We start from the raw sequence: 18,559 nt of genomic DNA on the forward strand, positions 1-18,559 counted from the left end.
AACAGGTTGTCAGCCTTTATAAATTCCATTGCTGGCACAACTTCAATGCGTCTTGGCAAAAGCATCAAAAAATCTTGTTTGCATTTTTGGATTGGTCAATATCCCGGCAACATGCAAAAGTATCAATAAAATAGCAAAGTACGCTGTAAACACCAACCAACAGCAGTGCAAAAAATTGATCTCTCATTTCCAGCACAGCATGCGCGCCTGTCCCAGGCACCTCAAGGCCCTGAGATGGAAAACACCTTGTCAAACCATTGTTAAGCCCGAGAAAAAACCCTCGCCATATTCAAGAGTTATGGCCCTCACCTCATACTGGGACGATACACCTGGAAGATCTATACAAAGACACCATAATTTTCAAAGGAATTTGGAAATTTGGTTGCGTGGAGTTTGGCTTGAACTGACGATTAACTGTAATAATCGAACAGGAGCCCCTGGCGATCCAACACGCAACAGCGCAATATTCATCCCCTCACTTCCTTACCTTTGTTTTTTTTGGTTCAAACCAGTAAACTTGCTGTCTACGTCAAGCAGACTGATCGATTTTTGAAAAATTGTTTGTCCAGATTTTCAATGCTTTAACTTCCAATTATTTCTGGACCCGTCTAGGCGTTTTTTACAGCGCTTTTATATGAGATAACTGTTGATTAAATTCTGCCACTGGAAACGTACAACTGCACATTTTTTATCATGCAGTTGGGTACATGAAAACTAGTTAACTCATTTACTTGAATTCCAGCCTTGGAAAAGTGGTTTTCACAGGAGGTAGAAGATTGGAAAATTTAAAAGCTCAACATTAAAATAAATGTTGCCATATATCTAAGTCGTTACTTCATGTAAATCCATGAATTCGGGTTTACGTTTCAGATGGCGTGAAGAGCGCGACGACCGAAACAAGCGCCTTGCCAGGCGCCCCATGGGCGGCGCAATGAAATTGCGCGCTCAAAGGAAAGCCCGCGCCAAAGCGAAGTAGCGCTTTGAAGCTATAAATTTTCCAGCGAGGAAATTTTGCTGAAAGCAGCATGCTTCGCCTGCCGTAAACCTTGGCGAAGATATCGTGGCTGGGGAAGCGCCGTCTGGCGATCAACAGTTTGGCGTTGGCAGTGCAAGCAGCAGCCAGGCACTGAGAAAGCACTTTTGGCTATTGGCTAACTGCGTGCCCGCTGGTATAGACCCTGTACTTTGGGCACGTTGGACTGAAGTTCCTGAATACGCTGCGGACCCGAAGGGTGCGTTGACAAGAAACTCGGCCCACTGGCGCCACCACCGGCCTGTGCCATTTTTTGCCACAGGCTGACGGCAGCCTGCGGGTTGTAACCGCCACGCGCGGCCAACTCCAACCCGACCAGGTCGGCATCACTTTCGTCGTCGCGGCTGAAGCGCAGCGTGAGCAGTTCGGTACCGACATTCGCGGCCACATTGCCCAACTCGCCCAGCCCCAGCAGTTGCGCGCCCAGCGACAGCAGCGTGCCGGTGCCCTGGCTTTTGGCAATGCGGGCACGCGCGTGCTCGCGCAGGGCATGGGCCATTTCGTGGCCCATGATCATGGCGACTTCGTCGTCGGTGAGTCGAAGCTGCTCCAGGATGCCGGTATAAAAAGCGATCTTCCCGCCAGGCATGCAAAACGCGTTGATCTGTTTGCTGCCGATCAGGTTGACTTCCCAGCGCCACTGCCGTGCACGGTCATTCCACTGAGTGGCATGCGGAATCAGCCGCTGGGAAATGGCGCTCAAGCGCTGCAGTTGTGCATTGCCTGAGGGTGCCAGTGCATCTTGTGATTTGGCTTCGGCCAGGAGCTTTGCATATTGCTTGACAGCGGCGGCTTCAAGTTCTTCGGCCGGAACCAGGTTGCGCAGGCTTGACGATCGGCCCACGTCCACCTGGGCGAGCAGGGGCGCAGAAACCATCGTGGCGGCTGACCCGGCAGCCGCCAGCAAAAAGCCGCGCCGACCCGACCATGCAGAGTGTTTGACATCGCATAAAAAGCACATGCGGGAATAATAGCCACAAACTTCAACCCCTATGTCAGACAAAACCTTTTCCTCTCCTCTCACCACATCGCCATCTTCTGCAGCAACCGGCCCTGAACAAAGTTCGCCTGCGCCCAAGCCCGGCTGGCGCGAGGTTTGGCGCGTCTATTCAGAAGCGGCCACGCTGCGCATGCTTCTGCTCGGTTTTTCAGCCGGACTGCCGCTGCTGCTGGTGTTTGGCACGCTGAGCTTCTGGCTGCGCGAAGCCGGCATCGACCGCACCACGATTGGCTATCTGAGCTGGGTTGGCCTGGCCTACGGCTTCAAGTGGGCCTGGGCGCCGCTGGTGGACCGCCTGCCGATTCCGCTGCTCACGCGCTGGCTGGGTCGGCGTCGCAGCTGGCTGCTGCTGTCGCAGGTCACGATCATGGTGGCGCTGGTCTTCATGGCGCTGACCGATCCGAAAGTGGCATTGATGCCGGTGGTGTGGTGCGCGCTGGCCGTGGCCTTTGGCTCGGCCACGCAGGACATTGCGCTGGATGCCTACCGCATCGAGTCGGCCGACACGCAGCGCCAGGCCGCGCTGGCAGCAAGCTACCAGACCGGCTACCGCATGGCGATGATCTGGTCGGGCGCAGGCGCGCTGTGGATTGCCGCGCGGGTCGAAGTCGCCGGGGTCACCAGCTACCAGCACGGTGCCTGGCAGGCAGCTTACCTGGTCATGGCCGCGTCGATGCTGCTGGGGGTGGTCACGGTGCTGTGCTCGCCCGAACCCCAGCGCCGCGAACTACCGCCCAGCAAGAACGCAGCCGACTGGCTCAAGGGCGCACTGATCGAGCCGTTCGCCGACTTCCTGCGCCGTTACGGCAAGCAGGCGCTGCTGATTCTGGGCCTGATTGCGCTGTACCGCATCAGCGATGTGGTGATGGGCATCATGGCCAATCCTTTTTATGTCGACATGGGCTACACCAAGGACGAGGTGGCCACCGTCACCAAGATCTATGGCGTCATCATGACGCTGGTCGGTGCCTTTCTGGGCGGCGGGCTGGCGATGCGTTTTGGCGTGATGAAGGTGCTGATGCTGGGCGCGGTGCTGAGCGCCGGCAGCAACCTGATGTTTGCCTGGCTGGGCACGCGCGGCCACGATGTGACGGCGCTGATCTTTGTCATTTCAGCCGACAACCTGTCCAGTGGCATTGCCTCGGCGGCCTTCATTGCCTATTTGTCGAGCCTGACCAACATCAACTATTCAGCCACCCAGTACGCGCTGTTCAGCTCCATGATGCTGCTGCTGCCCAAGGCGCTGGCGGGGTATTCAGGTGCGTATGTGGATGCGTTTGGCTACAGCAACTTTTTTACCGCCACTGCATTGCTCGGCGTGCCGGTGCTGCTGCTGATTGCCTTGGCTTCACGTTCAAAAACGGCTCCTGCGCAATAGCATCATTCCTTCATAGCTATTGATTAAATAGCAGACTGAACGCTTTGTTTACCGTATCTTTACGGTGGCTTAAAGTGCAATTGTTGCGCCTGGCGCACCATGAAGCCTGTGGCGCCGGTTCTTGCAAAAGGACGCGCCATTCCAATTAGAGGACGGTCCATGACACAACAACTTTTGATGATCGAAGACGACACCCGCCTGGCCAGCATGGTGGGCGAATATTTACGCCAATCAGGCTATGGTTTTTCGCATGCCGCTACCGGCGCCAGCGGCCTGGAAGCGCTGCAGGCCAGTTCGCCCGACCTGGTGATCCTGGACCTGATGCTGCCCGACATGGATGGGCTGGAAGTGTGCCGCCGCATCAAGGGCCAGGGCGGCGACGCATCGCGCACCGCCGTGCTGATGCTGACGGCCAAGGGCGACCCGATGGACCGTATCGTCGGCCTAGAGATTGGCGCCGACGACTACCTGCCCAAGCCCTTCGAGCCGCGCGAGTTGCTGGCGCGCATCCGCGCCGTGCTGCGCCGGGGTGGCGACAACAGCGGCAACAGCGTTTCGGCGGGCAGCCACAGGGTGATGCGCTTCGGCTCGCTGGAGATTGACCGCGATGCGCGCTCGGTGTCGGTGTCGGGCAACCTGTGCGAGCTGACCTCTTACCAGTTTGACCTGCTGGTGGCCCTGAGCGAGCGCGCCGGCCGCGTGCTCAGCCGCGACCAGATCATGGAAGCGGTGCGCGGCCGCGAACTCGAAGCCTTCGACCGTTCAATCGACGTGCACATGGGCCGCATCCGCAGCGCTATCGAGATGGACGCCAAGGACCCCAAGCGCATCCTCACGGTGCGCGGCGTCGGCTACGTGTTTGCCAAGCAGCAAGACTGAGCGCCGGGTGAGCTCGCAAATCTGGTCCCGCTTCACCTCGCACCTGTATGTGCGCATCTGGCTGGCCGTTGTGGCCACGGTGGTGGTGCTGACCTTCCTGGTTGCCGCAGCGTGGCATTTCAGCACCGACCCGCCGCAACTCCCGATCCGTGAAGTACTGGTGCACAACGCCGATGGTCAGGTCATTGGCACGGCACAGACCAAGCCTGACCGCCAGCGGGGCGAAGACATCGAATTCGACGTGGTGACAACCGACGGCCAGACCCTGAACCTGCTGCTGCCCCGCCCGCAACGCCCACCGGGCAGTGCCTGGAACCGGCCGCCGTTTGGCTTCAGCTTTGGCTGGATGCTCGGCCTGGTCGGGCTGGCTGTCGCTGTGGGGGCCTATCCGGTGATGCGGCGCCTGACACTGCGGCTCGAAGCCCTGCAGCGCGGCGTCGAGCGCTGGGGCGCGGGCGACCTGTCGGCGCGCATCAACACCGAAGGACGCGACGAAGTGGCTTTTCTGGCGCGGCGCTTCAACCATGCGGCCGAACGCATCGAAACGCTGATGGACTCGCACAAATCGCTGCTCGCCAATGCCTCGCACGAGTTGCGCTCGCCGCTGGCGCGCATCCGCATGGGTCTGGAATTGATGGGCGTTGACAAGGCGTCACCCCAGCGAATGGAAATAGCGAGAAGCATCACCGAGCTGGACCAGCTGATCGATGAAATCCTGCTGGCCAGCCGGCTGGACACCAAACAGGCAGACGCCGAACCGTTCGAAACCCTGGACCTGACGGGGCTGGCTGCCGAGGAATGCGCACGCGTCAATGCCGAGCTGATGGCCGAGTTGCAAACCGGGCCGGATGCCGACCACAGCCTGACGCTGCAGGGTTCGCCCCGACTGCTGCGCCGGCTGATTCGCAACCTGCTGGAAAATGCCCGGCGCTACACCCATGGCGACATCACGCTGGAGCTGGCACAAACCGGCGCAGCCAAGCACCAAAAAGCCATCATTCGGGTGCATGACCGGGGGCCAGGTGTGCCGGCCGAGCAGCGCGAACGTATCTTCGAGCCGTTTTACCGTCTGCCCGGCGCCAGCGAACGCGAAGGCGGCGTGGGCCTGGGGCTGGCACTGGTCAAGTCGATCAGCGAGCGCCATGGCGGCACCGTGCGCTGCGAAGCCCGACCGGGAGGCGGTGCTTCATTCATTGTCGAGTTGCCCATCGGGGAAACCAGACCGTGAACTTGTTCACGAAACTTGAAGTTTCAACTAAAAATGTGAAAATCCCCTCTTTTGGGGATGTTCAGAACCAACAAGCTGAAGCACAGTAAGGGTGTTGCTGTCACAACACTTGAAACCAGATAAAGTTGATAAAAATTCGGAAAAGGCTGGCCATCAAAAAAAGATTCAGCGCTTCACCGAACAAGATTTTCTGAGAGGACTTTTACAAGGCCACCGCAAGGTGGCCTTTTTTTTGACCGTTCACTGCGTACGGCCATGCTTGCTGCTCTTGTTCTACCCCCGCACCCATTAATTTGTTTGCAGCGCCACCAGCACCCGCTCTGCGCCAATGTCATTCAGGCAGCGCGTGTGCCCCAGCGGACACTCGCGGGCAAAGCATGGGGCACAGTCGAGTGGCGGCTGGTAGGCGGGGTCGGCTTTCAGCCAAAGCACATGGGCCTTGTCGCTCAGGGGTGGTGTATGCAACGGGCTGGACGAGCCAAAAATGGCCACCTGCGGCACGCCCAACGCAGCCGCGACATGCATCAGGCCAGAGTCGTTGCTGACGGTGCTGCGGCTGGCGGCAATCAGCGCCAAGGCCTGAGGCAGCGAGGTCTTGCCGGCCAGGTTCAGGCATTTGCCCGATTGCACGGCATTCACCGGCGCGGCAATCTCGTCACACAGCGCTGCTTCCTTGCCGGAGCCGAGCAGCACGACCGTTGCGTCCAGCTTCGCGGCCAGTTCTGAAAAATGGCGGGCGGGCCAGCGCTTGGCAGGACCAAATTCGGCACCCGGCGCAAACACCACATAGGCACTGCGCGACAAACCCAGTTCGCACAACGTGGCCTCGACCTGCGCCGCATCGATCTGCATTTCGGGCCGGTCACCCTCCAGGCCGCTTTCCCCGCTCAGGGCCGAATAAAACGCCACCATGGGGGGCTTGTTCTTCGGGTTTTTCAGCCGGTGTGTGAGCAGGCCGACACGCGCCTCGCCCAGGTAGCCAATGCGCTGGGGAATGCTGGCCAAAAACGGCAACAACGCGCTTTTCAGCGAATTAGGCAACACATAGGCTTTGTCGAACTGACCCGAAAGGCGTTTGGCAATGCTGCGGCGCGCCTTGAATTGCAGGCCGCCGTGGGCAAACGGGAATTCGATGACTTCTGCCACCTGCGGCATGGCGCGGTACACCGGCGCCACCCATGGCAGCGCGCCCACCGTCAGGCGCTCGCCGCGCGCGCGCAGCCGACGCAACAGTGGCTCGGTCATGACCGCGTCGCCAATCCACTGCGGGGCAATGATGAGGGCGTTGGTCATTCAGGATTCAAGCCGCCGAGGATGTTGCCCCCACGCTTGTCGCTTGGTGTGCTGCGCTGCCCCCCCGATGGGGCCGCTGCGCCTGCAGCCCGGCAAAGCCGGTTCTGCGGCCCCTGCTGGAGGGAGATATGCCCCGCGCTTTGCTGCGGGTATGCTGCGCCAGACCGCAGGCGCAGCGCCCCCTCGGGGGGCAGCGACCCGCGCAGCGGCGGACCGTGGGGGCTTGTCAGTGCCCGCCACCGACATGTTCCCCCGCCTTCAATCGGTACACGGTGCCGCAGTAGGAACACTTGGCCTCGCCGGTGCGCGCCACGTCCAGAAAGACCCGAGGGTGGTTGTTCCACAGCTTCATGTCGGCCTTTGCGCTGGGGCAGGTGATGCAGCCCTGGTCATTGAGGTCGCTGGCCAGCAGTTCGATGGAGGATGATTTGTTCATGATGTCAGGCTTGCGTTGCTATTTTTGACGGACGCACTCAGACCTTGGTCAGCCACGAAGCGTATTTGGGGTTGCGGCCATTCACGATGTCAAAGAACGCCGCCTGGATTTTTTCGGTGATCGGGCCGCGCGAGCCGCTGCCGATGTCGATGCGGTCGAGTTCGCGGATCGGCGTCACTTCAGCCGCCGTGCCCGAGAAGAACGCCTCGTCCGAAATGTAGATTTCGTCGCGGGTGATCGGCTTTTCCTTGATGGTGATGCCCAAGTCCTCGCAGATGGCAAAAATCGTGTTGCGTGTGATGCCGTTCAGTGCGCCGGCGCTGGAGTCAGGCGTATAAACCACGCCCTTGCGCACGATGAACAGGTTCTCGCCCGCGCCTTCGGAGGCAAAGCCCTGCGGGTCCAGCAGCAGAGCTTCGTCGTAACCTTCGTCGGTGGCTTCCATGTTGGCCAAAATCGAGTTGGTGTAGTTGCTCACCGCCTTGGCGTGGATCATGGTGATGTTGACGTGGTGGCGCGTGAAGCTGCTGGTCTTGACACGAATGCCACGCCGCATGCCTTCCTCGCCCAGGTACGCGCCCCAGGTCCAGGCAGCGACCATCAAATGAATCGTGTTGCCCTTGGGACTGACGCCGAGTTTTTCGGAACCAATCCAGGTCAATGGGCGAATGTAGCCGCTTTCCAGATGGTTTTCGCGCACCACGGCGAGTTGCGCGTCCATCACCTCTTGCGGCGTGAACGGGATTTTCATGCGCAGGATCTTGGCGCTGTTGAACAGACGCTCGGTGTGCTCCTCCAGCCGGAAAATCCCGGTGCTGCCATCGGCCAGCTTGTAGGCACGAACGCCTTCAAAAGCGCCACAGCCGTAGTGCAGGGTGTGGGTCAGCACATGGATCTTGGCCTCGCGCCACTCGACCATCTGGCCGTCCATCCAGATTTTGCCGTCGCGATTTTCCATGGAGGGGGCTGCTGGGGACATGCTGATGATCCTGTAAATGAATGAGTGTTGACTTGAATCGATTCTGGCCGGATTGTTGCCACTGCAGACGGCCAGCGCAGGCAGTGCAAAACTCCGAAGGCTGATTTTACGGTCCAGACACAGCGCCAAGTCTGAGGCACGCAAATTCGACTGGCGACGACTTGCATGAAATCTGGAAAGAAAAGTTTGCCTCGGATGGGCAGTTTGAATTTTGGGTTCATGCACCGCACACGTCCCGTTGCAAGTCCATGTTCGTTAACGAACATACAAAAAAATAATTCAGAGTTACAAACCATTTACAAAATTCATTTTTGTTATTTTTAACGTTTTTTGTAATTTTTGACGTTTTCAACAATGAGGTTCTGTATGAAAAATATGAACAGGCTTGCAGTGGCGATTGGTGCGTTGGTGCTGGGCAATGCGGCTGGCGCCGCCACGGCCGTGGGAACCCTGGACGTGAGCGCAACCATTGCCGCCAACTGCGTGTTTGCGGCGACAAATGCCACGCTGCCATTTGGCGCGCTGACGGTGACCGATCTGGCCAACGGCAAGAATGAGACTGCCCCGGCGACAGTCAACATCACCTGCACCAATTCAGGTGTTGCGGCGGTACTCTACGGCGCGGCGACCCGTAACATGGCGAGCGGCGCCAATGTGGTGGCCTACGAGGTGTACACGGACGCTGGCCGAACCACAGCGCTCAGTTCAACCCTGGCAGGCGGTGTCACTGTGGCGGCCGATGGGACCCAGAAGACGATTACGCTGTATGGAAGGACCGCCGCACTTCAGGGGGTCAAACCCGTTGGCACGTATACCCAGGCACTGGCGCTTACCGTCGAGTTCTGATCGCCCCTGCCTGGAGTCGTCCTGATGGCTGATTCACTTGATTTGCAGAGTGGTGCCAAGCGGCGCTGCCGCTTGATCGGCTGGGCGCTTGGCTCCCTGCTTGCGGCAAATGCCGCCGGTGCAATGGGCATTTCACCGGTGCTGGTGGAGTTGTCACCCAAGGCCCGTGTCGCTTCTGTCACGCTGACCAACCCGTCAGCACAGGCCAAGACCTTTCAGGCACAAACACTTTCCTGGCGCCAGCACGAAGGAGTGGACCAGTACGCGGAAAGTGGCGACCTGCTGGTGTCGCCGTCGATTGCCCAAATCGGGGCGGGCCAGACACAGGTGTTTCGGGTGGTGTTGCGCGGTGCGGCACCGGCCCAGACTGAAAAGGCCTATCGCCTGATCCTTGAGGACATCACCGATGAAAATGAGCGCCAGAAACACCAGGCCATGGTTTACATGCTGCTGCGTTTCAACCTTCCCCTCTTTGCTGCACCGTCGGCCACCGCGCGGCCTGCACTGCGCTGGAGCCAGTGCGCCGCAACGGCGGGTCAGGGCTGCGTCCGGCTGGACAACGACGGCAACCGGCGTATCCGGCTTTCGGCACTGAACGTCCAAACCCAGGGTTGGCACCTGGAACTCGCGGGTGGCGTCACGGTACTGGCGGGCGCCTGGCACCAATGGACTTTCGACCAGGCAGCTGACGTGCGCATGCCGTGGCAAATCAGCGCCCAATCCGAAGCCGGTCCCCTGATCGCAGAAGTCCTCGTTGCACCGCCCTGAGGTAGCGCCATGACGTGTTTTGGCATCCAAATCAATGCTAACAAATGCCCCGTGCCGGTTTAACGAATGACTTGCATCACCATGGCCGTACCAACCGCCTGCTTTTGCGCACCTTGCAGAAAGCCCTGATGCCCTTGCTTTGCCTAGGCGCGGTGCCGCCAGCATGGAGCGCTTCACAAAATAGCCCGCCAGCCGAGCGCTTGCCGCGACCCGCCGGCGACAGTGTATTTTTGGCACTGCCCCGAGAGAAAGATGCCATGCGTCAAGCGGAAAGCCTGCTGCTCGAAGTCGAAGTCAACAGCGAAATCCTGCCCGGTATTGTCCGCGTCGAGCGTCTAGCCGATGGCCGTCTTGCCCTGCCGGTCGAGGCTTGGGCGGCGGCACGCTTGCGGCCACCGCCCGGCGAGCCGCTGGTACTGCCCGATGGCCAACGCGGTTATGCACTTCAGGACGTGACAGGCCTGACGCATGAACTTGACCTTGGCCGTCTGGTGCTTCAGGTCAAGGCGCCGGCCACTGCCTTTGTAGAAACCTCGCTGGCCATTGGCGCAGACCGCGCAACGTTTCCCACGCCGTCATCCCCCGGCTTCTATCTCAACTACGACGCGACGCTCACCCGGACCGGCGGCAACCGTGACAACAGCGGTATATTTCTCGAAGGGGTGGCCTTCAGCGGCAAGGCCTCTTTCGTCAGCGGAGCGGTGGTGCGCGACAACGGGTTCAACCGGGAAACCGTGCGCACCGAAACCTACTGGCGCCAGGACCTGCCGGGCCGCAGGGAAACGCTGGTGGTGGGTGACGCCGTGGGCAGCGGCGGTGCCTGGAGCCGACCGGTGCGCTATGGCGGCATCCGTTTTGCGCGCGATTTCAGCCTCACGCCTGGCTACATCTCCTATCCCCTGCCCACGCTGTCGGGGTCGGCGGCGCTGCCTTCGGCGGTCAATGTGATCGTCAACAACCAGCGGCGCAGCAGCGGCCTGAACGTAGGGGCCGGACCGTTCGACCTGACGCAAGTGCCAGTGGTCACCGGCAGCGGCGAGGTGAGTCTTGTGGTGCGTGACCTGCGTGGCGTGGAAACGGTCATTTCCCAACGTTATTACCTGTCGCCCCTGCTGCTGGCGGCGGGCCTGTCCGACTTTTCTTTCGAGGCCGGTGCGCTGCGACGCAACTTCGGCCAGCCTGACAGCGACTACGGTCCCGGCTTTGCGGCGGCTACTTACCGTTACGGCATCACGTCCGCGCTTACCGGTGAAGGCCGGATCGAAACCCAGAAAGAACGGCAGGCGGCCGGCGTCGAGGTCACAGGACTGCTCGCATCGCTGGGGTCGGCGCGCGCCGCCGCCGCATGGTCATGCAGCCAGGGCGATGCCCGCGCGCTTCCCGGCAATGGGGGCCGCTACCTGCTGGGCATTGAACGCAGCGCACCTGCCGGCGCTTCGGGTTCGCTGCAATGGGAGCATTTCGACGCCGGCTTCGAACAGTTTGGCAGCCTGGGCGAGGAAACCCGACCCAAAGGCCGCCTGCAGGCCGCCCTGGGTATGCCGCTGGGCGAGTTGTCGCTGGGCATGAGCTACACCCGGCAGACCACCTGGGAGGGCGACAATTTCCGCCTGGCGGCCGTGAATGTCGGCACCCGGCTGTTCGGCAATGTGTTTCTCAGCCTCTACGCCAACAGGCAATTCGGCACCCAGCAGGGCTGGAACGCGGGCCTGAGCCTGATCATGCCGCTGGAAAAGCAGCGCAGCGTCATTGCCACCAGCAACCACAACAGCGAAGGCCGTTTCACCAACACGGTGCAAGCCAGCCAGCCACCGCCCATCGGGCCGGGCTGGGGGTGGCGCCTGAACGCGAGCGACCAGGCCCGCCAGCAAGCCCAGGCCGGTGCAACGCTCAACACCCATTTCGGGCAGTTTCTGGCCGACTTCAACACCGGCACCGACAACAACGCCATTCGCCTGGGCGCCAACGGTTCGCTGGGCTGGCTCGCGGACCTGCCCTTTTTCACCCGGCGCATCGACCATGGCGCGTTTGCCGTGGTGCGCGTTGCCGACCTGGCGGGCGTGCCGGTGTACCGCAGCAACCAGGTCGCCGCGCTAACCAACGCCCGTGGCCTGGCACTGGTCACCGACCTGCTGCCGTACCAGCAGAACCAGCTCACCATCGACCCGGCAGAACTGCCGTTCGACATCGAGATCGGCGGCACCCTGAAAATGGCCACGCCCTATGCGCGCAGCGGCGTGGTGGTCGATTTTCCGGTGCGGCGCACACGCAATGCACTGGTCGTGCTGCACCAGGCCCGTGGCGCGCCCGTGCCGGCGGGCGCCCGGGTGAGCGTGCAGCCGGGCAACGGGGATTTCGTGGTGGGCAAACGGGGCGAAGCCTACCTGATGGACCTGGGCGATGCCAACCACCTGGCGGTGACCTGGAAAGAAGGCGGGTGTGCACTCGACGTCGCGCTCGATCCTGCCGGCCCCAGCGAACCCCATCTTGGACCGCTGGCTTGCGCAGGCGGCCATTGACAGGCAGTGCCGCCCCTCCCAACACGCCAGCAAAGGAATTCAAATGGACACGCTTAGAGTGCAATGGCTGGCCGCAGCGCTGCTGGTGCTTGGCAGCACCGCCGCCGCAGCGGGCTCGGCAAACGCCACCCTGGCCGTGTCGGCCAGCGTCAGCCTGACCTGCGCGATCACCACCACTCCCGTGAATTTTGGCCCCTACGATCCGTCGTCCCGCTCAGCGACAGAGGCCGCCGGCGCGGTGATGATCACCTGCACGCAAGGGGCAATTTGCGACATCGCGCTGGATGCCGGCGCCCATCCCCGGGTCCCCGGCAATATCGCGACGCGCCGCATGAAGCCGGCCGAACCCGGTCACAGCCTGCCCTATGCGCTGTTTACCGACAGCGCTCGTGGCATGCTCTGGGGCAATCAGTTCAACAACAATGACCGTTTCGTCACGCATGTCGGCAATGGCATGGCCCGCCAGTACACCGTTTATGGCCGTATTACCGCCGGGCAGCTTTTACCGGCCGGTCTTTATGCGGATACGGTCATTGCGACCCTGACCTATCACTGATGAGCCTGCTTGATGTCGTGTCCACTGGCGATGGCGGTGCCTCTTTTGCCCGCGCCGTGAACTCTGATCGGCCAAGGAAACACACCATGAAACCACTGTTCGTTCCCGTCCTGGCAGGGCTGTTGCTGGCCTTGCCTTTGCCCGCTTCGGCTGTGTGCAGTGGTTGTTCTTGCTCAGTCAGCACTGCCGCAGTCGCTTTCGGTGCCTATTCCCCGTTGTCTGGATCGCCCGGCTTGGCCACTGGCAACGTGTCCATGCGCTGCACCACCACGCTGGGTTTGCTGATCGATTACAGCATTGACCTGGACAAAGGCAGCAACAGCACCAGCTTCAGTCCACGCAAAATGGCCAGTGGCAGCTACCGCCTGAACTACGACCTTTACATCTCCGCCGCATATGGGTCCATCTGGGGTGACAACACCAGCGGCACCAGTCGCATAACCGGCAGTGCCACGCTGAATTTATTGAGCGCGACGACCGTGAACAGCACAGTTTATGGCCGCATTCCGGCCGGCCAGAATTTTGTGCCGCCCGGCTTTTACAACGACGCTGTCGTCGTGACCATCACCTACAACTAGCGCTTGGCGCTGCATCCTGACGCCATGCGGCCGCTTTACCAAGGCAACAGCGCCAGCCAGCCAGCCAGCCAGCCAGCCAGCGCAAACCGGGCCTACCGATGAATGCATTTTCGCCGGGCATCACAAACCCCACCAAAGATGCTTACAACGCAGGCGGCAACTCGCTTTCGGCAGGCCGGAACAACTCGTGGTGCGCCAGCTTGCCGCCGACAAACGTGCAGGTGACATGCGAGCCCGAGCCGTCGGTCCAGCGAAAGATTTCAGGCTGCACGTCCTTTTCAGACTCCAGCTTGCCCAGGGCACGCGTCATGGCAATGACATGCATCAGCGTCACGCCGGGCTTGAGCTTGGCGTTGAGCATCACGGCGCTGCCCACATAACCCATCGGCCGTTCGGCCGCGCGCCGCAGGACCGTCATCATGCGGGTGAAATGCAGCAGCATCCACATCACCAGGCCGGTGGCAACCGCCACCACACCCAACCAGCCGTACTGCCGATAAGCCAGCGCGACCGCCGCCACGCCGGCGACAGGAATAAAGATTTTCTGAAAGTTCATGGCCTTATTTTCGCAGCCCTGGCGGGCCGCCAGCCTGCGGGGAATGCGTAGCGGCAACGGGTTATTTTTCCCCCAAGGTATTTGTCCTGCATGGAACGCTTCGGTCGGCTGTCGTGGTCGGTTGACTGGGCAAACGCCGTTGCCAGACGACACGCGCCGTCAACCCACCAGCGGCTAAATTCCCGCGGTGCCCCTCGGGGCAGTACAACGGGTTTACGATGCGGGCGATGGATGAACTCAACCAGCTCGCATCGTTAGGACTTGTCCTGCCCAGCCCGGCCTATATAGCAGGCGCCATTTTGTTCGGCATCATTGGCTACGTGGCGTTCAGGCGCGGCCGCAAGACATCGACGGCGTCGCTGACCTGGACCGGCGTGGCCTTGATGCTCTACCCGTATGCCGTGTCCCAAACCTGGCTGCTCTGGGCGGTTGGCGCGGGTTTGTGCGGATGGCTTTATGTCAAGTGGAACTAAGCCGGGGCGGCGAACTGACGGCGGTCTTCTACAACAGCACAGAACGGTCCGGCTCCATCTATTTTCTTAAGCCTTTTAAGGCGTTTCCGCACGACTGGTGAGCGCAACTAGCTACTATTTTCATAGCAACTGAGCAATCTGTGCTCCTTTGCAAGTTGCCGCGCAAGACTGACCGCACAGCGCTGAGCCAGTTCACTGCAAGCTGCGCACCAAATCCAGCGCCTCCTCAATCCGCTCGACCGGGTGGATGGTCAGCCCCTCGATCGGCTTTTTGGGTGCGTTCGCCTTGGGCACAACGGCGACGCTGAAACCCAGCTTGGCCGCTTCGCGCAGCCGCTCCTGGCCGCGCGGCGCGGGCCGCACTTCTCCGGCCAGGCCGACTTCGCCAAACGCCAGGAAACCCTTGGGCATGGCCTTGCCGCGCAGGCTTGAGGCAATCGCCAGCATCACCGCCAGGTCGGCCGCCGGTTCGCTGATGCGCACGCCGCCAACGGCATTGACAAACACGTCCTGGTCCATGCAGGCAACGCCGGCGTGGCGGTGCAGCACGGCCAGCAGCATCGCCAGCCGGTCCTTGTCCAGGCCCACGCTCAGGCGGCGCGGATTGGCGCCGCCGTCATCGACCAACGCCTGAATCTCGACCAGCAGCGGCCGCGTGCCCTCCAGCGTCACCATCACGCAGCTGCCGGGCACCGGCTCGCTGTGCTGGCTCAGGAACATGGCGCTCGGATTCGTCACGCCTTTGAGCCCCTTTTCGGTCATGGCAAAGACGCCGATCTCGTTGACCGCGCCAAAGCGGTTCTTGATGGCGCGCACCAGGCGGAAGCTCGAATGCGTGTCGCCTTCGAAATACAGCACGGTATCGACCATGTGCTCCAGCACGCGCGGGCCGGCCAGCGCGCCGTCTTTCGTCACATGGCCGACCAGGATGATGCACACGCCGCTGGACTTGGCCGTGCGCGTCAGGTGCGCCGCGCATTCGCGCACCTGCGCCACCGAGCCGGGTGCGGAGGTCAGCAGGTCGGAATACACCGTCTGGATCGAATCGATCACCGCAACCGCCGGCTGTGTGGCCTCCAGCGTCGCCAGGATCTTGTCGAGCTGGATCTCGGCCATGACTTTCACCTGCGAGCCGTCCAGCCCCAGCCGGCGCGAGCGCAGTGCCACCTGCGCGCCGCTTTCCTCGCCCGTCACGTACAGCGTGTTCAGCCCGGCGCGCTGCAGCGAATCGAGCGCCTGCAGCAGCAGCGTCGATTTGCCGATGCCCGGGTCGCCGCCGATCAGCACCACGCCGCCCTCGACGATGCCGCCGCCCAGCACCCGGTCGAGTTCCTCGTGACCGGTCGGCGTGCGGCTCATGTCACTGGCTTCGATGTCGGCCAGTGCGATGACTTCGGACGCCTTGGCCAGCCCCTGGCGCTGCGTGCTGTAGCGGTTTTTGACAGCGCCCGGGTTCTCGGCAACCGACTCGATCAGCGTGTTCCAGGCGTTGCAGTGCGGGCACTTGCCCAGCCACTTGGGGCTGATGCCGCCGCATTCGGTGCAGGTGTAAATCGTTTTTTCTTTGGCCATGCGCCTAGTGTATTGACGGCGCGCCCAGGCCAGGTCAGCCTGGCCGTCGGTGCCGTTGAAGTCATTGACAGGAACCGGGCATGTCTGCACGGTGCCGGCCTTGCCTCGTCAGGATTTTTTGGCGGCAAGGCGATGCGCCCAGTAAGTGTGTATTCCGGTGAGACACAACGTCAGCCAGGCAATGCCTTCGGCAAATGCGGCCAGCACGTCGCTCAGGTAATGCACGCCCAGGTACACCCGCGTCAGCGCCACCAGCGCCACCAGCGTGAAGGCGCCCAGGATTGCCGTCACGCGCCAGTGCCAGACCGGGGTCCTGGCCACCACCATCGCCGCCATGACGCCGTAAAACAGCGTGGCGCCGGCCACATGGCCGCTGGGAAAGCTGTAGGTGGTCAGTATCAGCAAGGGGTCGTCAAAGCTCGGGCGAACACGGTGAAAGACGTACTTCATGACCACGTTGAGCAGCATTCCGCAAGGCACTGTCAAGCCGACACACAGCAGCCAGTACCAGTTTCGCTTCCAGGCCAGATAGGCAGCCACCCATATCACCCCCGGCACGATCGCAATGGGGCCGAGAATGTTTGTCGCCGCCAGCATCGCCCCGGTCATCAGCGGGGTGGAGTGCGCATGAAACCATTGCGCCACCTGCAGGTCGATGACGGTGAGCGGGTCGCCGCTCACCACGTCCTCGGCAATTCCACCGAACAGCCAGCTCGCGCCGATCAACACTGCAGCCCCCACCGTCAGCTGCAAGCCCAAATAGCTGGTGGGCGAGAACCTGTCCTGGACAAAAGAAATCTGCGGTGCGAAGCGCTGGCGCACTGCACTGATGCGGGGACGCTCCAGAAAGCGGCTCCATGCTTGCCCCAGGACAGCTTCATGCCGGGTCGCCCAACGCCATAGCCAGGAAACCAGCAATGCGACCACCACCAGGCCGCCGACGATGGCGCTGGCTCGTCCAATCCAACGTTCAGCCGTTTGCCAGCTGGCACCCAGAAAGTAACCGAGTAAGGCCACCGCAGATGCCCAAAGTACCGCGCCAAGCACGTTGTAGGGCAAAAACGTTCGGTAAGCCATGTGCGAGGAGCCGGCCAGAAAGGGCACCAGCGCTCGGGCAAAACCGACAAACCGGCCCAGGAACACGGCCTTGCTGCCGTGCCGCGCAAAAAAGTCATCAGCGCTTTGCACGCGCGCCTCGTTCAGGCCAAAACGCCCGCCGTAGCGCAACAGGGCCGGGCGCCCCATCTGGCGGCCCATTTCATAGCCGATGCTGTCGCCGATGGCGGCCCCGACCGCCACGGCGACGATAAGCACATCGAGGTCCAGAGAGCCCTGAGCGGCCAGAAAACCGGCCACCAGCACCAGGCTCTCGCCAGGAATGACCAGCCCCAAGAACGCCGCCGATTCCAGCATTGCACCCAGGAAAATGATGAGGTAGCCCCACTGCCCAAGCCGCTCAACCACATTGACCAGGTACTGCAACATCGGCTTTCCTGCGTTGTTTTGGGCATGAGGGCCCGGTCACCATTAGTGGCTTAGCGGCGAATCCAGCCATGCGAGATGGGTTGCGCCAGAACGAGCCGGTAGAACTGCTCAATCCGCCACGTAACGGCCTCGCCAACCCTGACCCACATCATGTGGATGGCCAGCCAAGCAAGGCTTGCCACGGCCACCGCCCCCACCATATCCAGCGGAAAGTGCACGCCCAGATACACGCGTGCCCACGCCACAACCGCACCGGCTGCAAGAACGCTCCAGCCGATCAGTGAACGCACGGAATTGAAAACCAGCGTCAGCCCGATACCCACAAAAATAGTGGCGTGATCGCTGGGAAAGGACGAATCAGCTGCGTGCGCCATGAACGAATGGCCAAAGCCCATCATGAAGGGCCGCGGATGAGGCCAGAGCAAAATAATGATTTGATTCATACCCAATGCAAGCAGCACCACAAAACACCCTTTGAGCGCCAGGTTGCGTTGCCTTTCTTTTCCCCAACACCACAGGCCAATCAACACCAACGGAATCAGATAGATCAAGCCATTCGCCAGCAGAATGGCCGTGCCGATCCGCCAATGGGGCGTGTTCAGGTCGGCATTGATGCCCAAAAAAGTTGCCAGGTTGAGCGCTTCCAGAGTGTCCATCGAGTTTTGGTGGGTTTAAAGATGCGAGCCGAATGGCGGGAAGGCACGCAAGCGGCTCATGGCCTTGTTTCGTCATCAAGGCCAGAGAAATTGCGATCAATGTTTTGATAAATAGTCTACGCGAGCCAGGTCGATGCCAGGAAGGTAATAAACACGCCAAATCCCGTCAGGCGCAACACCAGCACCGCACCGGCCGCGCAGTTTTTGGCAATTCGAATCGCATCATGCTGTTCGGGATGAAGATGGTCCAGCGCATTTTCCAGCGCGGTGTTGAACAACCTGATGCCCGCAGCGCGGACACGTTGTAGCATTCCTGTCTGCCTT

General features: G+C 61.1%; 19 protein-coding genes. 9 read left to right on the plus strand and 10 right to left on the minus strand.

Going from position 1 to position 18,559, the window contains the following annotated elements:
• Positions 1-859: 859 nt before the first annotated feature.
• A complete protein-coding gene (locus H4V98_RS01755) occupies positions 860-1,027 on the minus strand; it encodes a hypothetical protein (RefSeq protein ID WP_196864381.1) in 168 nt (55 codons plus the stop codon).
• Positions 1,028-1,151: 124 nt separating this feature from the next.
• Entirely contained in the window at positions 1,152-1,994 is an 843-nt protein-coding gene (locus tag H4V98_RS01760) for a M48 family metallopeptidase (protein WP_196864417.1), read from the minus strand.
• Positions 1,995-2,025: 31 nt separating this feature from the next.
• Between H4V98_RS01760 and H4V98_RS01765 the strand changes: the two genes are divergently transcribed.
• The 3 genes from H4V98_RS01765 (at position 2,026) to H4V98_RS01775 (ending at position 5,518) form a co-directional block, all read left to right on the plus strand.
• Positions 2,026-3,411, plus strand: coding sequence for an MFS transporter (locus tag H4V98_RS01765; protein ID WP_196864382.1), 1,386 nt, complete (start codon positions 2,026-2,028; stop codon positions 3,409-3,411).
• A gap of 159 nt (positions 3,412-3,570) precedes the next feature.
• The gene (locus H4V98_RS01770; RefSeq protein WP_196864383.1) at positions 3,571-4,290 is read left to right on the plus strand and encodes a response regulator transcription factor; all 720 of its coding nucleotides are present in this window, start codon (positions 3,571-3,573) and stop codon (positions 4,288-4,290) included.
• A gap of 7 nt (positions 4,291-4,297) precedes the next feature.
• Entirely contained in the window at positions 4,298-5,518 is a 1,221-nt protein-coding gene (locus tag H4V98_RS01775) for an ATP-binding protein (RefSeq protein WP_280757247.1), read from the plus strand.
• Positions 5,519-5,806: 288 nt separating this feature from the next.
• On the opposite strand, the gene waaF is transcribed toward H4V98_RS01775, so the two are convergent.
• The 3 genes from waaF to H4V98_RS01790 form a co-directional block, all read right to left on the minus strand.
• A complete protein-coding gene (waaF, locus tag H4V98_RS01780; RefSeq protein WP_196864384.1) occupies positions 5,807-6,811 on the minus strand; it encodes a lipopolysaccharide heptosyltransferase II in 1,005 nt (334 codons plus the stop codon).
• 226 nt (positions 6,812-7,037) lie between these two features.
• The gene (locus tag H4V98_RS01785) at positions 7,038-7,247 is read right to left on the minus strand and encodes a zinc-finger domain-containing protein (RefSeq protein WP_196864385.1); all 210 of its coding nucleotides are present in this window, start codon (positions 7,245-7,247) and stop codon (positions 7,038-7,040) included.
• A gap of 37 nt (positions 7,248-7,284) precedes the next feature.
• Entirely contained in the window at positions 7,285-8,226 is a 942-nt protein-coding gene (locus H4V98_RS01790) for a branched-chain amino acid transaminase (protein ID WP_196864386.1), read from the minus strand.
• A 366-nt stretch (positions 8,227-8,592) separates the two neighbouring features.
• On the opposite strand from H4V98_RS01790, the gene H4V98_RS01795 reads away from it, so the two are divergent.
• The 5 genes from H4V98_RS01795 to H4V98_RS01815 all read left to right on the plus strand — a co-directional run bounded on the left by H4V98_RS01795 (position 8,593) and on the right by H4V98_RS01815 (position 13,493).
• A complete protein-coding gene (locus H4V98_RS01795; protein ID WP_196864387.1) occupies positions 8,593-9,072 on the plus strand; it encodes a spore coat protein U domain-containing protein in 480 nt (159 codons plus the stop codon).
• 24 nt (positions 9,073-9,096) lie between these two features.
• The gene (locus H4V98_RS01800) at positions 9,097-9,840 is read left to right on the plus strand and encodes a fimbria/pilus periplasmic chaperone (protein ID WP_196864388.1); all 744 of its coding nucleotides are present in this window, start codon (positions 9,097-9,099) and stop codon (positions 9,838-9,840) included.
• Positions 9,841-10,097: 257 nt separating this feature from the next.
• Positions 10,098-12,359 (plus strand): fimbria/pilus outer membrane usher protein, encoded by a 2,262-nt coding sequence (locus H4V98_RS01805; RefSeq protein ID WP_280757248.1) that lies wholly within the window; start codon positions 10,098-10,100, stop codon positions 12,357-12,359.
• A gap of 43 nt (positions 12,360-12,402) precedes the next feature.
• Positions 12,403-12,915 carry a spore coat U domain-containing protein gene (locus H4V98_RS01810; RefSeq protein WP_196864390.1) on the plus strand — a complete coding sequence of 171 codons (513 nt, stop codon included), beginning with the start codon at positions 12,403-12,405 and terminating at the stop codon, positions 12,913-12,915.
• An 86-nt stretch (positions 12,916-13,001) separates the two neighbouring features.
• Positions 13,002-13,493, plus strand: a complete 492-nt coding sequence (locus H4V98_RS01815) for a spore coat U domain-containing protein (protein WP_196864391.1) — start codon at positions 13,002-13,004, stop codon at positions 13,491-13,493.
• Between the two features lie 142 nt (positions 13,494-13,635).
• Here H4V98_RS01815 and H4V98_RS01820 read toward each other — a convergent pair whose 3' ends face one another.
• On the minus strand, positions 13,636-14,049 hold the full coding sequence (locus H4V98_RS01820) for a glycerate kinase (protein WP_196864392.1): 414 nt from the start codon (positions 14,047-14,049) through the stop codon (positions 13,636-13,638).
• A 227-nt stretch (positions 14,050-14,276) separates the two neighbouring features.
• Between H4V98_RS01820 and H4V98_RS01825 the strand changes: the two genes are divergently transcribed.
• Positions 14,277-14,522, plus strand: a complete 246-nt coding sequence (locus H4V98_RS01825; RefSeq protein WP_196864393.1) for a hypothetical protein — start codon at positions 14,277-14,279, stop codon at positions 14,520-14,522.
• A 192-nt stretch (positions 14,523-14,714) separates the two neighbouring features.
• Here H4V98_RS01825 and radA read toward each other — a convergent pair whose 3' ends face one another.
• The 4 genes from radA to H4V98_RS01845 form a co-directional block, all read right to left on the minus strand.
• Entirely contained in the window at positions 14,715-16,094 is a 1,380-nt protein-coding gene (radA, locus tag H4V98_RS01830; protein WP_196864419.1) for a DNA repair protein RadA, read from the minus strand.
• Positions 16,095-16,202: 108 nt separating this feature from the next.
• Positions 16,203-17,579 (minus strand): bifunctional DedA family/phosphatase PAP2 family protein, encoded by a 1,377-nt coding sequence (locus H4V98_RS01835; protein ID WP_280757249.1) that lies wholly within the window; start codon positions 17,577-17,579, stop codon positions 16,203-16,205.
• Positions 17,580-17,629: 50 nt separating this feature from the next.
• The gene (locus H4V98_RS01840; RefSeq protein WP_348535213.1) at positions 17,630-18,199 is read right to left on the minus strand and encodes a phosphatase PAP2 family protein; all 570 of its coding nucleotides are present in this window, start codon (positions 18,197-18,199) and stop codon (positions 17,630-17,632) included.
• 152 nt (positions 18,200-18,351) lie between these two features.
• Positions 18,352-18,546: a diacylglycerol kinase gene (locus tag H4V98_RS01845; RefSeq protein ID WP_196864395.1), complete on the minus strand. Its 195-nt coding sequence runs from the start codon at positions 18,544-18,546 to the stop codon at positions 18,352-18,354.
• Positions 18,547-18,559: the final 13 nt, after the last annotated feature.

Source organism: Polaromonas sp. CG_23.6 (assembly GCF_029892315.1).
Taxonomy (GTDB): Bacteria; Pseudomonadota; Gammaproteobacteria; order Burkholderiales; family Burkholderiaceae_C; genus Polaromonas.